Origin of the sequence: Arthrobacter oryzae, from assembly GCF_003634095.1 — a bacterium.
GTDB classification, from domain to species: domain Bacteria; phylum Actinomycetota; class Actinomycetes; order Actinomycetales; family Micrococcaceae; genus Arthrobacter; species Arthrobacter oryzae.
Genome location: NZ_RBIR01000003.1, coordinates 165,654 through 180,383 on the forward strand (window position 1 = coordinate 165,654; position 14,730 = coordinate 180,383).

At 68.6% G+C, this 14,730-nt stretch carries 12 protein-coding genes; 3 read left to right on the top strand and 9 right to left on the bottom strand.

Features of this window, described 5'->3' with window-relative positions; all coding sequences use genetic code 11:
* Window positions 1–58: 58 nt before the first annotated feature.
* On the top strand, window positions 59–2,590 hold the full coding sequence (locus tag C8D78_RS08405) for an ATP-dependent DNA ligase (protein ID WP_425266684.1): 2,532 nt from the start codon (window positions 59–61) through the stop codon (window positions 2,588–2,590).
* Here the strand turns inward: C8D78_RS08405 and C8D78_RS08410 are convergent.
* The gene (locus C8D78_RS08410) at window positions 2,587–2,841 is read right to left on the bottom strand and encodes a hypothetical protein (RefSeq protein WP_120952278.1); all 255 of its coding nucleotides are present in this window, start codon (window positions 2,839–2,841) and stop codon (window positions 2,587–2,589) included. The two genes, C8D78_RS08405 and C8D78_RS08410, sit on opposite strands and share 4 nt — an antisense overlap.
* A 370-nt stretch (window positions 2,842–3,211) precedes the next feature.
* Here C8D78_RS08410 and C8D78_RS08415 point away from each other — a divergent pair, with 370 nt between their 5' ends.
* Complete coding sequence (locus tag C8D78_RS08415) at window positions 3,212–4,813, top strand: MFS transporter (protein ID WP_120952281.1); 1,602 nt, start codon at window positions 3,212–3,214, stop codon at window positions 4,811–4,813.
* Between the two features lie 169 nt (window positions 4,814–4,982).
* Window positions 4,983–6,050, top strand: coding sequence for an FUSC family protein (locus C8D78_RS08420; protein ID WP_120952284.1), 1,068 nt, complete (start codon window positions 4,983–4,985; stop codon window positions 6,048–6,050).
* A 9-nt stretch (window positions 6,051–6,059) separates the two neighbouring features.
* Here the strand turns inward: C8D78_RS08420 and C8D78_RS08425 are convergent, their stop codons facing one another.
* From C8D78_RS08425 to C8D78_RS08460, 8 genes are all read right to left on the bottom strand, one after another.
* Window positions 6,060–6,842, bottom strand: a complete 783-nt coding sequence (locus C8D78_RS08425) for an SDR family NAD(P)-dependent oxidoreductase (RefSeq protein ID WP_120952287.1) — start codon at window positions 6,840–6,842, stop codon at window positions 6,060–6,062.
* Between the two features lie 23 nt (window positions 6,843–6,865).
* Window positions 6,866–7,645 (bottom strand): hypothetical protein, encoded by a 780-nt coding sequence (locus C8D78_RS08430; RefSeq protein WP_120952291.1) that lies wholly within the window; start codon window positions 7,643–7,645, stop codon window positions 6,866–6,868.
* Between the two features lie 124 nt (window positions 7,646–7,769).
* Window positions 7,770–8,114, bottom strand: a complete 345-nt coding sequence (locus C8D78_RS08435) for a GNAT family N-acetyltransferase (RefSeq protein ID WP_120952294.1) — start codon at window positions 8,112–8,114, stop codon at window positions 7,770–7,772.
* Entirely contained in the window at window positions 8,111–9,451 is a 1,341-nt protein-coding gene (locus C8D78_RS08440; RefSeq protein ID WP_120952297.1) for an acyltransferase family protein, read from the bottom strand. The genes C8D78_RS08435 and C8D78_RS08440 overlap by 4 nt, the downstream gene beginning before the upstream one ends.
* Before the next feature lie 157 nt (window positions 9,452–9,608).
* Window positions 9,609–10,493 carry a class II fructose-bisphosphate aldolase gene (locus C8D78_RS08445; RefSeq protein WP_120952300.1) on the bottom strand — a complete coding sequence of 295 codons (885 nt, stop codon included), beginning with the start codon at window positions 10,491–10,493 and terminating at the stop codon, window positions 9,609–9,611.
* Window positions 10,493–11,959 (bottom strand): GntP family transporter, encoded by a 1,467-nt coding sequence (locus tag C8D78_RS08450; RefSeq protein ID WP_120952303.1) that lies wholly within the window; start codon window positions 11,957–11,959, stop codon window positions 10,493–10,495. The genes C8D78_RS08445 and C8D78_RS08450 overlap by 1 nt, the downstream gene beginning before the upstream one ends.
* A 132-nt stretch (window positions 11,960–12,091) precedes the next feature.
* Window positions 12,092–12,991: an NAD(P)-dependent oxidoreductase gene (locus C8D78_RS08455; protein WP_120952306.1), complete on the bottom strand. Its 900-nt coding sequence runs from the start codon at window positions 12,989–12,991 to the stop codon at window positions 12,092–12,094.
* 51 nt (window positions 12,992–13,042) lie between these two features.
* Complete coding sequence (locus tag C8D78_RS08460; protein WP_120952309.1) at window positions 13,043–14,542, bottom strand: four-carbon acid sugar kinase family protein; 1,500 nt, start codon at window positions 14,540–14,542, stop codon at window positions 13,043–13,045.
* Window positions 14,543–14,730 lie beyond the last annotated feature (188 nt).

Below are 14,730 nucleotides of genomic sequence, written 5' to 3' on the forward strand. Positions count from 1 at the left end.
TAAGGAACGCGTCCGGGTGGACGGGCGCGAACTGGTGCTCACCAACCTGGAAAAAATCATGTACCCCGAGACGGGCACCACCAAGGCGGACGTCCTGGCGTACTACGCCGCTGTCGCGCCGGTGCTGATCCCGGCCGCCCGCAACCGGCCGGCCACCCGGAAGCGGTGGGTCCACGGCGTCGGGACCGCCGGCGCCCCCGGAGAAATGTTCTTCCAGAAGAACCTGGACCATTCAACGCCCGGCTGGGTGCCCCGGGCGTCCATCACGCACAAGGACCGGACCATCCAGTATCCCCTGGTCAATGATCCGGCCACCCTCACCTGGCTGGCCCAGATCGCAGCGCTGGAGATCCACGTGCCGCAGTGGCGGGTGGACTCCCACGGCAATGCGCTGCCGCCGGACCGGCTGGTGCTGGACCTGGATCCCGGCGAGGGTGCGGGACTGGCGGAGTGCGTGGAGGTGGCCCGGCTGGCCCGCGCCATCCTGGAAGACGTGGGCCTTGAGCCCGTGCCCGTGACCAGCGGCAGCAAGGGAATCCACCTCTACGCTGCCCTGGACGGGTCCCAGAGCTCGGACCAGGTTTCCGAATTCGCCCACGAACTGGCCCGCTCGCTCGAAGCAGACCACCCGGATATTGCCGTCAGCGACATGAAAAAGACTTTGCGCACCGGCAAGGTGCTCGTGGACTGGAGCCAGAACAGCGCCGCCAAGACCACCATCGTGCCGTACTCGCTGCGGGGCCGGCTCCGGCCTACGGTGGCCGCTCCGCGGACGTGGCGGGAACTCGCGTCCCCTTCCCTGCACCAGCTGGACTTTCGGGAGGTGATGAAGCGCGTCGCGGCCGGCAAGGATCCGTTTGCTCCGGTTTCCGGCGGCCGGAAGGAGGCCGGGGCCGCGTCGGCCCACGCGGCAGATAACCGCACGGATCGACGGATCGGCGGCGGGGCTGAACCGGCGACCGGGCAAGCCGGGGACGGCGGCGACACGGACCCACGGCTGGAGATGTACCGGAGCAAACGGGACAGGGCAGGCACGCCCGAACCCTTCACGGCGGAACGGCACCAGGCGGAGAGCGACGGCGGGACACTCCGGGAGAAGTTCGTCATCCAGGAGCACCGAGCCCGGCGGCTGCACTACGACTTCCGGCTGGAACGCGACGGCGTGCTGGTTTCCTGGGCTCTGCCCAAGGGCGTCCCGACCAGCAAGACACAGAATCACCTCGCGGTCCAGACCGAGGACCACCCGCTGGACTATGCCGACTTCGAGGGTGTCATTCCCAAAGATCAGTACGGCGCCGGGACGGTCAGCATCTGGGACCGCGGTTACTACGAATGCGAAAAGTGGATTGCCGGCAAGGAGGTCATCGCCACCCTGACCGGCGCGGACGACGGCGGCCTCGGCGGGGCCCGAAGGTTCGCCCTGATCCACACGGGACAGGCCAGCGACCAGTGGCTCATCCACCTGATGGACCCGCCGGGCACGCCCGAAGGACACTCGCGCGCGCGGCGCCCGCACGGGACAGCGGGCGACGACGATGCGGATAGCGCGCGCGACGACGACGACGGCGAGGCCGGCGCGGAAACCGGCTCCGGGGCCGCCCTTCAGGCCTCCGGTTTCAGCCCGATGCTGGCCAGCGCCGGGACCGCGGCCGATCTGGCGGGCAAGGACTGGCAGCTCGAACTGAAATGGGACGGCGTCCGGGCGCTGGTTGTCGGCGACGCCGCGCAGATCCGGCTCATCAGCCGCAACGGCAACGACATGTCCGCAAGCTACCCCGAACTCACGGACCGGTCCTGCTGGCCGGAACATGACTTCGTCGCCGACGGCGAGATCATCGCCGTCGGGCGCAACGGCCGGCCCGACTTCGGCCTGCTGCAGGGCCGCATGAAGCTCAGCAAGGCCGCCGACGTCGCAAAGGCCCAGGCGTCGACGCCGGTGCGGCTGGTGCTGTTCGATCTTCTCTTCGACGCCGGCGGGGACCTGCGGCGACTGCCGCTCAGCGAGCGCCGCCGGCGCCTCGAGCGCTTCTTCCGCCCCTCCGGCGCCCCGGTGGACCTCTCCGGCGTGATCGACGGCGACGCCGCGCGGAGCCTCGACGTCGCTCACATCCTGGAAAGCGCCGCGGAACTGGGGCTGGAGGGTGTCATGGCCAAGCGCACTGACGGCCGCTATGTAGGCCAGCGAAGCCGGTCCTGGCTCAAGCTCAAGGTGGAGCGGACCCAGGAGGTGGTGGTCGGCGGCTGGCGGCCCGGGAAGGGCGAGCGCCGGGACTCGGTGGGCTCACTGCTGGTGGGCATCCCGGACGGGCCGAAACTACGCTACGTGGGGCGCGTGGGCAGCGGCTTCAGCACCAGCGAACTCAAGGAACTCAGACAACAGTTGGACGCCCTGCCCCGGAAGACGTCCCCGTTCCGGGACGTGCCGGATGCTGACGCCGCAGACGCTCACTGGGTGAGCGCGAAACTTGTCGGCGAGGTCACTTTCGGGGAATGGACCGGCGCCGGGAAGCTACGGCACCCGGTGTGGCGCGGCTGGCGCCTGGATAAGGCGCCAGCCGACGTCGTGGTGGAAGCTGGTGCCGGCCCCTAGTCGTGGTGCGGCATCTGCGGACGGCTCTGCCGGTGCATGGCCGAAGCCGCCACCTGCTGGCCCTGCCGCCCGCGGCCGGCCTCGCGATCCTTGGGGTGACGGTGCTTGCCGCTGCCGTCCGGCCATTGCTGTCCCTGCGCCGCCGGGGGAACGTGCGGCTGGGACTCCGGCCCGGGGGCCTCGTCCATGGACTGGGCCAGGTGACTCGCGACCTCGGGCTGGATTTCTTCGCCAAACTGATGATCCGCCATTGATCTTCCTTTCCGCTGGAAATAACCGCTGTGAAATGAAGTGTTCATCAATCGTAGGACCGTAGGGATGAGATGTCTGTAGTGGCCTCCGGCGGACTCCCCTGCAGCCCGAAACCGACCCAAAATAGCCCGTCTTTCCGGGTCCGCGCGGAAATTTTGTCGGCGGCGCCGCGGAGAACGCCGGTTCCCAGCGCCCGCGCGGCGAAACAGGGCAAAAGAATTTAGCGGTTTGCCCCCAAACAACACCTGAAATGCGGGATCATACGGCACCGAACTCGGAAACTCCAGAGAAATCCCGTAAAATTGAAAGCCTGCCCAGAGCGGGGCAGCTACAAGTCGCAAGCAAATGACCTCCATAGGAGTGGCCCAAATGCCCACAGACCGAAGCACGACCGACTCTTCAGCAGGCGTTTTGAACGCCAGCGGAACCAACAAAAGCACGCCCCCGGGTGTGAAGAAACCAAAGCTGCGCCGCCGTCGACTCCGTGAGTCCGACGTCAACGTTGTCGACCAGCCGATGCTTAAGAAGGCGCTCGGCGGAACCATCGTGGGTAACACCATGGAGTGGTACGACGTCGGCGTGTTCGGCTACCTGATCACCACCATGGGACCGGTATTCCTGCCGGACGCGGACAAGTCCGTGCAAACCCTGTTCCTGCTGGGAACCTTCGCCGCCACCTTCATCGCCCGCCCCCTCGGCGGAGTCGTGTTCGGCTGGCTTGGCGACAAGATCGGCCGCCAGAAGGTACTCGCCGCGACACTCATGATCATGGCGGCCAGCACCTTCGCCGTCGGGCTCCTGCCCGGTTATGCACAGATCGGGATCTGGGCCGCCGTGCTGCTGGTCCTGTTCAAGGTCATCCAGGGCTTCTCCACAGGCGGCGAGTACGCCGGTGCCACCACATTCGTGAGCGAGTACGCCCCGGACAAACGCCGCGGGTTCTTCGCCAGCTTCCTGGACATGGGCAGCTACCTCGGCTTCGCCCTGGGCGCAGCCCTCGTTTCGGTGCTGCAGCTGACCCTCGGCCAGGACACCATGGAGCAGTGGGGCTGGCGCATCCCGTTCCTCGTTGCCGGACCGCTCGGCCTGATCGCCGTTTACTTCCGCAGCAAGATCGAGGAATCGCCGCAGTTCCAAGCAACCCTGGATGCCCAGGCGAACCTCGCCAAGGATGCAACCGCCTCGGACGCCGCAGCCTCCAAGGGCCCGGTGGGCATCGTGAAGGCCTACTGGCGCTCCATCATCGTCGCGATGATCCTGGTGGCGGCCGCAAACACCGCCGGCTACGCCCTGACGTCTTACATGCCGACCTACCTCACCGAGTCCAAGGGCTACGATGAGCTGCACGGCACCTTGCTGACCATCCCCGTGCTGGTCATCATGAGCCTCTGCATCCCGCTGACCGGCAAGCTCTCCGACCGGATCGGCCGCCGGCCGGTGCTCTGGATCGGTGCCATCAGCACCGTCGTCCTGGCCACCCCGGCGTTCCTGCTGATCGGCGTCGGCGAAGTCTGGTCCACGCTGGCCGGCCTTTCCCTGATTGCCTTCCCGGTGACGTTCTACGTGGCCAACCTGGCCTCCGCCCTGCCGGCCCAGTTCCCGACGGCCAGCCGCTACGGCGCCATGGGCATCGCGTACAACTTCGCGGTTGCCATCTTCGGCGGCACCACCCCGTTCATCGTTGCGGCGCTCATCACGGCCACCGGCAATGACATGATGCCGGCCTACTACCTGATGGCAACCTCGGCGATCGGCGCCGTCGCGATCTACTTCCTCAAGGAATCGGCCCAGATGCCGCTGCCGGGCTCCATGCCCAGCGTGGACACCCAGTCCGAGGCCCGCGAGCTGGTCGCAAACCAGGACGAGAACCCGCTGATCGACCTCGAGCACATGGACATGCCGATGGTCGCATCAGCTGCCGAGCCCGCTGCAGGACACGGCGACGCCGAGAAGGTCCCGGCCACGGCCTGAGCCTGCCGGTCCTGGCAGCGCTAGTCCGGACTCCGTAGCCACAGCCCCGCCCTTTGAGGCCTGTTCCGGATGCTTACCCCCTGGGGAAGCATCCCGGAACAGGCCTTAGGCATGTCCTGGCCCACCATCAACTTTCGGGTCTATCCCGAGAAACGGAGAGGCAGTTCTGATGTCCCTGCTGCGTCACGTCCGCTCGCTGCACAGCCTGGCCCCGGCCAACAAGGACCACGCCTCGGCGTGGCGGGTGGCGACCAGCGTTGCCGTGCCGTCCCTGGCGCTGTTGGCCGCCGGGCGCCCCGAGCTGATCGGCTACGCCGTATTCGGTGCCCTGACGGGCATGTACGGCCGTACCGAGCCCCATCAGCTGCGGCTCCGCCACCAGGGCCAGGCGGCTGTCCTTCTGATTACCGGCGTCGGGGTGGGCGTTTTCCTCTCGGTCCAGCACATCCATTCGTGGGCGCTGGTGATCACGGAGGCCCTGTTTGCCGGCGCGGGATCGCTGTTCACGGACAGGACGGCCCTGAAACCGGCCGGGCCCTTTTTCGGAATTCTGGCGTTGGGCGCCTGCGCGTCTGTTCCCGCCAACGTCCCCTGGCACGCCGCTGTCCTGATCGCCGCGGCATCGGCCGGGTTTTCACTCATCGTGGGTTTTGGCGGCTGGTTCCTGGGCCGCGACTGGCGGCGCGGCTGGCGGCGGGACGTCACAGTGCTGCGCGGGGCGCGCCGACGGGCGGCGTGGCTTCATGCCGCCCGCTACCTCGCCGCCGTGGGGACCGCGGGGACCATTGGGGTCCTCAGCGGCAGCGGCCACCCGCATTGGGCCATGGCCGCGGCCGCTGTGCCGCTTGCGGGGGCCGATCTGCCCAGCAGCGTCTACCGAGGCATCCACCGCATTGTCGGCACGCTCCTGGGGCTCGTGGTGGTCGCGGCCATCCTGTTCCCCTGGCCCGGATCACCGCTACTGGCCCTGCCCGGACACGAAGCGGCCGTCCTGGTCTGCCTGGTGATAGTCCTGCAGTTCAGCACGGAGCTGTTCATGACCCGGCACTACGGCCTCGCCATGGTCTCCTTCACCCCGGTCATCCTGCTGGTGGGGCAGCTTGCCGCCCCCGCGGATCCCCGCGTCCTGGTGGCCGAACGGGCCGCCGAAACGCTGGTGGGCGCCGCCGTCGGGATCCTTGTGGTGGTGCTGATCCGGCGCAGGCGCCCGGCCCTTGAGGCGCCCGGCAGTGCCTGACCGCCCCGGCTACTTGGCGCGCCGCGGCGGCCCGGCGACGAGCCGCGGCGGGAGCACCCGCGAAACGGACGTCAGGACCTTGTAGCGCTTGCTGGGGATCGAGACGGCCTTGCCCTTGGCGTTGTCCGCCAGGGACTCACTGACCACCTGCCGGGCCTCCAGCCACATCCAGCGCGGCGCCACCGCCTTGTCCATCCCCATCCGGTCGTGGAACTCGGTGTGCGTGAAGCCGGGGCACACGGCGGTGACCCTGATCCCGCGGGCCGCGTACGCCATGTTGGCCCAGCGCGAGAAGCTCAGCAGCCAGGCCTTCGCCGCCGAGTACGTTCCGCGGGGCAGGAAGGCCGCCACGCTGGCGACGTTGATGATCCTGCCCGACTGCCGCGCGAGCATGCCCTGCAGGGCGGCGTGGGTGAGCTCCATGGCGGCTTCGACGTGAAGTTTCAGGTGCTTCTTTTCCGCGGCGATGTCATTGTCCTCAAAGGACCGCAGCAGGCCGATCCCCGCATTGTTGACCAGGATTTCCACCGGCCGGGCAGGATCGCTCAGGCGCGCGACGACGTCGGCAATCCCGGCGTCCTCGGTCAAGTCCGCGGCAATCGTCTCGGTCGCGGCCCCGTACCGGTTCTCCAGCTCCGCCGCCGTGGCGGCGAGGCGGCCCGCATCGCGGGCCACGAGCACCACGCGATGTCCCTGCTCGGCAAGCTGGCGGGCGAACTCGGCGCCGAGGCCCGCAGTTCCGCCCGTAACGAGGGCGGTACTGCCCGGTGTGGAGGCTGTGTGTGGGTTCATAGCGACAGCCTAACCGTGCCGACTCAGGCCAGGGCCGTGTCCGGCTCCAATTCTTCCCCGGCCGGGCCGTCGCCCCCGTCGGTGAGGTGGCGGGTTTGAATCTCTTCGGTCGCGAGCTCGTACCAGGTGTGCGCTCCAAATGAAGGGCTGCTGGTGTCGAGGTGGCGGTACAGGGCATCCGCGAGCTGGCAGAGCGCAGTGTCGGACAGGGCCCGGACGGTGGCCGCGGGATCGAGGGTGCCCTCGAAGCACTCCGAAAGTGCCAGACCGTTGAAGGTCTCAAACTCCGCGACGGTCCCGGCCTCAGCCGCCAAAGGGGCATTGGACTCCCCCAGTCCCGAGTCGGGCCCGGAGCCGAGCCCGAGGTCGAGCAGTCCGGAGGGGCCGCCGCCGTCGTCCGCGGCGACGGCGAGGGGGGCCGGGCGGTGATCCGTTTCGAGTCCGGCGAGGACGTCAGCGTCGGCGCCGACGTGCAGGAGGCAGAGCGGCAGTTCAGCGGGCTCGTCCAGCGTGAGGACGAACGGCACCGGCGCGCCAGGACCTCCGGCTTCGGGGCCCGGCAAGGACCCAGCAGCCGATCCGGCAGCCGCGAGCCGACGAAGGTCCAGCAGCACTTCCGGGTCCAGGTGCGAGGTGCCGTGCAGGTCGATAACCACCGCGGCCCCCGCTCCGAGGCGGCCGGCGCGGCGCACAATATGCATCAAGGGCGCTGAATCAGACGGGGTGACACAGCCGGTAATTTCTAGGGTGACCTGTCCGGGATCAACGTCCACACGGACAAGCACACGCAGTTTGTGGTTCATGGGTTCTCCAAAGGGACCTGTCCAAGAGCCAGCTGCATAACTCTGGTCAAACATTACGAGGTTGTTGTTCGGCTCACAAGCGGGGGCTCATCCGCGGTGTCTCCGGGCCGCCGTCGCGCGGGGCTCAGGCGCCCTCCGGTACCCGTTCGGGCCAGTCCACATACTGATGATACGACTCGTGCCTGCGCAGGTAGCGGTACATGAAGGGGCAATGCGGGATGATCCGCTTGCCGGCCGCCACCACGTCATCGAGCGCGAAGTGCGCCAGGACCTTGGCGAGCCCCTGGCCCTGGAACTGCTCTGCCGTGTCCGTATGGATGAAGTCGATATGGCCCGGCCTGTCGATGAAACGCACCTGGACGGCAAGCTTGCCGCCGACATGGAGTTCGTAGCGGTGCAATTCGTCGTTTCTTGTGGTGGAGACGTCCGGGCTGAAGGTGTCTTCCGTGGCTGCCGAGTTCTCCGTCATGGTTCGACATTGGCACTTAATGGCGGGCGTGGCAATGGCGGTTCCGATCCGCCGGGCCGGTCAGCTGATGCTGTGAGGCGGGCCGGAATCCGGCCCAGCAGCACCACCGCGAGCGCGAAACAGGCAGCGCCCCCGCCCAGGAGTCCGAGCGTGAGTCCGTTGAGCGCCGCCTGGACGGCGGGGACAAAGACGGCGACGGCGGCCAGCAGCACCGCGGCCGCCGGCCGGCTCGGCGCGGGGCCGGGCGCCATAGGCCGCTCTTCGAGCCTGCCGAACAGCGCCAGCACCGGCAGCAGCAGCGCGATGACGCCCAGCAGCACCACCGGCCGCGCCCACCACCACTCGGCGGTTCCTCCGGCCGGTTTGGGCAGGTCTGTCAGCAGCAGCAGCCCGGACATCGCCGCCAGCAGGGGCAGGTGCCACAAATAGACGGTCATGGATCGCCGCCCGGCCACGCCCACCACCCGGCGTACCCAGGCCAGGGACGCGGTGCGGGCCAGCAGCGGCCGGAGGAGTTCGAGGACGGCCGCCTGCGAGATGGCCAGGAGCAGCAGCGTCACATTGGGCGGGTTGAGGTTCACCAGCATGTTCCCGGAGTACAGCCCCAACAGGACCAGCAGCCCCAGCAGGGCGTTGCTGGCCACGATGATGCCGAAGAGCGCCGGCCGGCTCGGGTGCAGGGGGCGGCTGTCGGCGACGATAAATCCGATCTGCTGCACGGCGCACCACAGGAACACCATGTTGAGGTAGGCCAGCATCGGCAGCACGCCCCGCAGGCAATCGACCGCCACCACCAGGGACGTGAGCCCGGCGAGGGTCAGCCATGGCGCCCGGCCGTGCAAGGCAGCCAACCACGGAAGATTCAGTTGCGCGGCGAGGTACGCGGCGAGGAACCATAGCGGCATGCCGGCTCCGCTGGTGAGCAGCTGGATGACCTGCGGGTCAACCCCGGAGAGCAGGGCAAGTGACAGGCCGGCGAACATGACCGCCAGCAGGACGGTCGCCGGGCGGATCAGGCGCAGCAGCCGGCCCTGCATGAAGTCAAAAGCATTGCCGCCCCTGGCCCGCAGCCGCCGCCAGGACTGTAGGCCGGTGATCCCGCCGGCCACGAAGAACAGCGGCATGATCTGCAGGACCCACACGACAGGCTCAAACCAGCGTTGATTGCCGAGGGTGTTTTCCGAAGTCACGGTGCCGTCAGGGTGCAGGACCGGGCTGACCATCATGGTGTGCCCCACTACCACCAGGAGCAGGCAGAAGAACCGGGCAAGGTCGATCACCGGGTCGCGGTCCGGCATTAGTGCCGGCCTGCCGGCTGCCCGCTGCGGTGAAACCATGGCGCCCCCTAGGAAGCCCTGCCGTGTTGCCTCCATTGTCTTCCTCGGGGGCGTTTAGGGCGAGGGGTATTACGGCCCGTCCGCGCTGGCGCGGCTCCTCCCGCTAGGGCCGGTCCCGGCGGCGATTCCCGTCGGGACCGGCCCCAGGCTGGCGCGGTCAGCGGGACAGCGTGGCCAGTGCCGTTGCCGCGAACGCTCTGGCGGAGGAATCCCAGCGGCCGAGCAACGCCTGGAGGTTCTCACCGTCTGCCCGGTGGGCGGTGGTCTGTTCCTCAAGGACCGCCAGGACGCCGGTGCGCAGCTCGGTATTGAAGTTGACCTTTCCCACATTCATGGCCGCCGCCTTGACCAGTTCCTCCGGCGGAATGCCTGAGGCGCCGTGCAGGACCAGCGGGATCCGGGTCCGCACCGCGATGTCCTGGAGCACGTCCCAGCGCAGCCGGGGCTCCCCCTTGTACTTTCCATGGACGTTGCCCACCGCCACGGCGAGCAGCTGGGCTCCGGTGCGGGACACGAAGTCCTCCACCAGGGCGGAGTCCGTGAGGCCGGCGGGCCCGTCGGCGGCCGTGCTGCCTGCGCTGTCCGCGGCGCCGGTCCCGAAGGCCCGGTCCTCGTCGCCGGCGAGTCCGCCGAGTTCGGCTTCAATCACGACGTCGGCCCTCCCCTGCGCCGCCAGGGCCGCACGCACGCCCCGGACCAGGGCGATGTTGTCCTCGTACGGCAGCGAGGACCCGTCCACCAGCACCGAGTCCGCCCCGGCGCTGACGGCGTCGGCGATTACCTGCGGGTCGCTGGCGTGGTCCAGCTGCACCGCAACCGGCACGCCGGCCGCGTCGGCGAGTCCGCGGAGGGCGGCGATCAGCCGCAGCCCGTTGGGCGTGGCCGCGGTCTTGGGCGCGACGAGCAGGATGGCGCCGCGGCCGGATTCCTCGGCCGCGCCCACAACGGCAAGCGCGGTGGTGAAGTCGTAGCAGGTGAACGCCGGTACCGCCGAGCCCTGCTGCAGGGCGGCGCCGACCACGGTGTCGAGTTGGGTACGCATCAGGCGCTCAGGCCTCCCACCAGGATCCAGGCCACGAACGTCAGGGCGAAGCCCGCCAGCCCCAGCACAGTGGTCAGTACGGTCCAGGTCCTGAGACCGTCGGCAACGGTCAGGCCGTAGTACCGGACCACCACCCAGAAGCCGGCGTCGGTCACGTGGGACAGGCCGAGGGCGCCAAAGCCGATGGCGATCACGATCACGGCAATCTGCGCCGGCGTGTAGCCGCCGCCGGCAACGGCGGAGGAGAGCAGCCCGGCCGTGGTGACGATCGCGACGGTGGCGGAGCCCTGGGCGGCGCGGAGGGCCAGCGAGATGATGAAGCCCAGGAGCAGCAGCGGCACGCCCAGCGTGTCGAGGGATTCGGAGAGAGCCTTGCCGATCCCGCTCACCTGCAGGACGCTGCCGAACACGCCGCCGGCCGCGACGACCATGAGGATGGAGGCGATCGGGGGCAGGGCGCCTTCGAAGATTTCCCCGGTTTCAGTCAGCGACCAGCGGCGGCGGACGGCGAGCAGGACGAAGGAAAGCCCAACGGCCACCAGAAGGGCGAAGACGGGGTTGCCGACGAAGGCTGCGACGCCGTACCAGAAGTCGTTCTTGTCGATCACGAGGGTGCCGATCGTGCCGAGGAGGATCAGGGCGATCGGGGTGGCGATGAGGAAGATGATCAGGGCCGGGCGGGGCGGGGCCAGGGCTTTGCTGCCCGGGCCCTCGTGGCCAACACGGACCATGGTGCCGGAGCCGAACTCGTCCACCTGGGCCTTTACGGTGGGCAGAAGATCGTAGTTCGTGCGGTTCATGATGGACGCGACCCAGTAGGACAGGAAGCCCAGCGGCACGCAGATCGTCAGGGAGATCAGGGCGATCAGGCCGATGTCGGCGCCGAGCACACCGGCGCCGGCGACAATTCCCGGGTGCGGGGGGACGGCGACGTGGATGGCCAGCATGATGCCGGCCATGGGCAGGCCGAACTTCACCGGGTGGACATTGGCGATCTTGGAGAAGGCGTAGACGACCGGCACCAGGACGATGACGCCGACCTCGAAGAACACCGGAATAGCGACGAGGAAGCCGACGGCAGTGAGGGCCACGGCCACCCGCCGGGCGCCGAGCTTGGCGGTGAAGTGGTCGGCGAGGGACTGCACGCCGCCCGAGACCTCGATCATGCGCCCCAGGATCGCGCCGAGGCCGATCAGCAGGGCCACCTTGCCCATGGTGCTACCCACCCCGGCGGCCACCACGGTGAAGACGTCCTTGAGCGGGATCTGTGCGGCCACGGCCACCAGGACGCTGACGGTCAGGAGGGCCACGAAGGCCTGGATTTTGAAGCGGATGATCATGAGCAGCAGCAGGGCGACGCCGGCAACTGCGATGGTCAGCAGCAGCGGAGTTCCCAGCTCCACGGCCGGCTTGATGACGGGCGCGTCGGCCGCGCGCACCATCAGGGAATTGAGCAGGGGGGTCATGAAGGGTGTCTCCTTTGACAGGAATATTGTCCGGCGAGTCAGTCGCGGTAAACAGTGGAGGGGAACAGCGGAGGGGAGGGTCCGACGACGGCGGAGGGGGGACCGCCGTCGTCGGGGACGGGGGGTGGCTGGCTAGGCGGTGCGCTTGGTGGGCGCGAGCACCTTGATGACGGCGGAGTCATCGGCGGCGGCGAGGCCTTGCGCCTGGCCCAGGAGGTAGAGCTGTTCCGCGGCGGCGGCCACGGGGGCGGCAAGGCCGGCGGCGCGGGTGGCCTTGCCGACGATCCCCATGTCCTTGACGAAGATGTCCAGCCGGCTGAGGACCTCGGCGCCGTTCCCGGTGTAGGCCTCCAGGATGCGCGGGCCGCGGTTGGAGAGCATGAAGGAGCCCGCGGCGCCGGCTTCGAGGGCGGCCAGGGTCTTGGCCTGGTCCAGGCCCAGGGCGTCGGCCAGCGCCATGGCCTCGGCTGCGGCGGCGATGTGGATGCCGCAGAGCAGCTGGTTGACCGTCTTGAGGGCCTGGCCGTCGCCGGGCTTGTCGCCCACCACGGTCAGGGTGGAGGCGAGCAGGTCAAGGGCCGGGCGGGCCTTCTCCCGGGCCTCGGGTGATGCGCCCACCACGATCAGCAGGTCGCCCTCACCGGCACGCTTGGGGCCGCCGGACAGCGGGGCATCAACCAGCTCGACGCCGTATCCGGCCAGGCGGTCAACGGTGGCCGGGATGGCGTCGGTGCCCACGGTGCTGCCCAGGATCACGACGGCGCCCGGCTTCAGCACGGAGGCCACGCCGTTCTCGCCGAAGAGGACGTCGTTGAGCTGCTCACCGTTGCGCACTGCCAGCAGCAGCGCGTCGGCGCCTTCCGAGGCTTTCCGGGCGGAGGCGAAGGTGCGGATGCCGGCCTCTTCGGCCAGCTTCAGGCGCGGCTCGGCGATGTCGAAGCCGTGGACGGTGAGCTGGCTTGCCAGGCGCGTGGCCATGGGCAGGCCCATGGCGCCGAGGCCCAGGACGGTGACGGTGTAGTTGCTGGTCATGGTGTTCTCCATCGAATGAGGTGTTGTGGCGTGCGGTGGGGATGTGCGCGGTCAGGGGGCCGCTGGGGAGAAAGTGTTGCTGAGCTTGCGGGTGACCTGGGCCAGGGACTGGTCATCTCCCACGTTGCCGGCGAAGACGATGTACGGGATGCCCTTGGCGGGCCCGTCCACCGGTTCCCACAGGCTGACGATGCCCGGCAGCATGGGGCCGCGGACGATCGCGTGCCGGATTTCCAGGCCGTGGGCGGCGACGTCCGAGGACGTGATGCCGCCCTTGGCGATCACGAAGCGGGGCGGGAAGGTCTTGAGCGTGCGGTTCACCACGGCCACGACGGCGGCCGACACGGTGCGGGCGATCCGCAGGCTCTCGGCGGCGTCGGCGGTCTTGATCAGCAGCCGGCTCGTGTGCACGATTACGTCGCCGCCGCGGAGGGCCGTAACCACCGTGCCAACGGTGTCGTCCAGGTATTCCCCCGCGTCGTGGCCGAGGAGTTTTTCGACGTCGATCTCCACGATCCGTGCCGCGCTGTGCTGTTCGGTGAGGGCCTTGAGCTGGCGGGTGGTGACCCCGACATGCGAGCCGACGACGATCAGGCCGCCGGCAGCCGACGGGGTGTTGCCGGCATATGCTTCCTCACCGCTGAGCTCGGCGCGGATTTCCTGGCCGATCCGTGCCCGGACAAACGGCGGTCCCACCCGGTAGAGCAGCTTCTTGCCGCGGCGTTCGGCTTCCTCCAGGCCCAGGGCCAGGGCGCGGAGATCGTTTTCGGTGACAATGTCCGCGACGATCGGAGTTGATCCGGTGGCGGCGTCGACGGCATCGGCAATGGCCTTGGCGGAGATCAGCGGATCGGCGGAGGCCCGAATGACGTTCAGGTCCAGCACGATCACCGAATCCGCGGGGAACCGGCCCTTCGACTTCTCCTCCACGTACTTGGCCATCTCCGAATTGGCGAAGCCGAAGCTGGCGTCCCTGGCAAATTCGGTCTCCGCGACGGGGGTAAGCTGCCCGGCGTCAGCGCCCGTGCCGCGCGTGAAGTGCACCCCGCCGATCGTCACGCGGCCGGCGTCCGGGAACGCCGGAACAATCACGACGCCGTCCGTCGCCTCGCCGCTGACGGCCGTGACGGTGGCCGCAATGACGTCCGGCTCGAGCGGGTAGTGGCCGCGGAGGGTGGAATCGCTGCGGCTGACGAAGCTGAGCCGCAGGGCCGGGTCAGCCGACGCGGCCGCCAGGGCATTGCGGACGATTTCCTCATTGCGGGACGCCGCCTCTGCCGGGTCAAGGCTGCGGGTGTTGGTCAGCACGTAGACCGCGCGCTGGCGCTGGCCGTCGACTTCGTAGGCGAAGGCCCAGGCGAAGTCGGCCACGTCCCAGCGGGTGAGGACGGGAAGGTTCGCTACGGACTGCGTGCCGGTGGGGTCGTCGTCGAGCACTACCAGGACACGGCGGGAAACCTCGGACGAGGCTGCCACGCTGTCCGCCACTAGCCGGGCGGGGATCTGTACTTCCGCGGGGAAAGCGGCCAGCACGTCTGCTTCGAGGGGCACTATGCACTCCATTGTGTGGGATCGATCGGTGGAAAGCCGCGGTTCGCCGGGAACCGCAGAAAGGTACAAATGTAAGATGTCAGACATCTTATGGATGAATGCTAGTGTGGCATACGGCACAACGACGCGCAAGTAGACTTGGCCATCAGAAGCACGCCGGGAGGGAAGACCTCAGGCAGGGCTTCAAG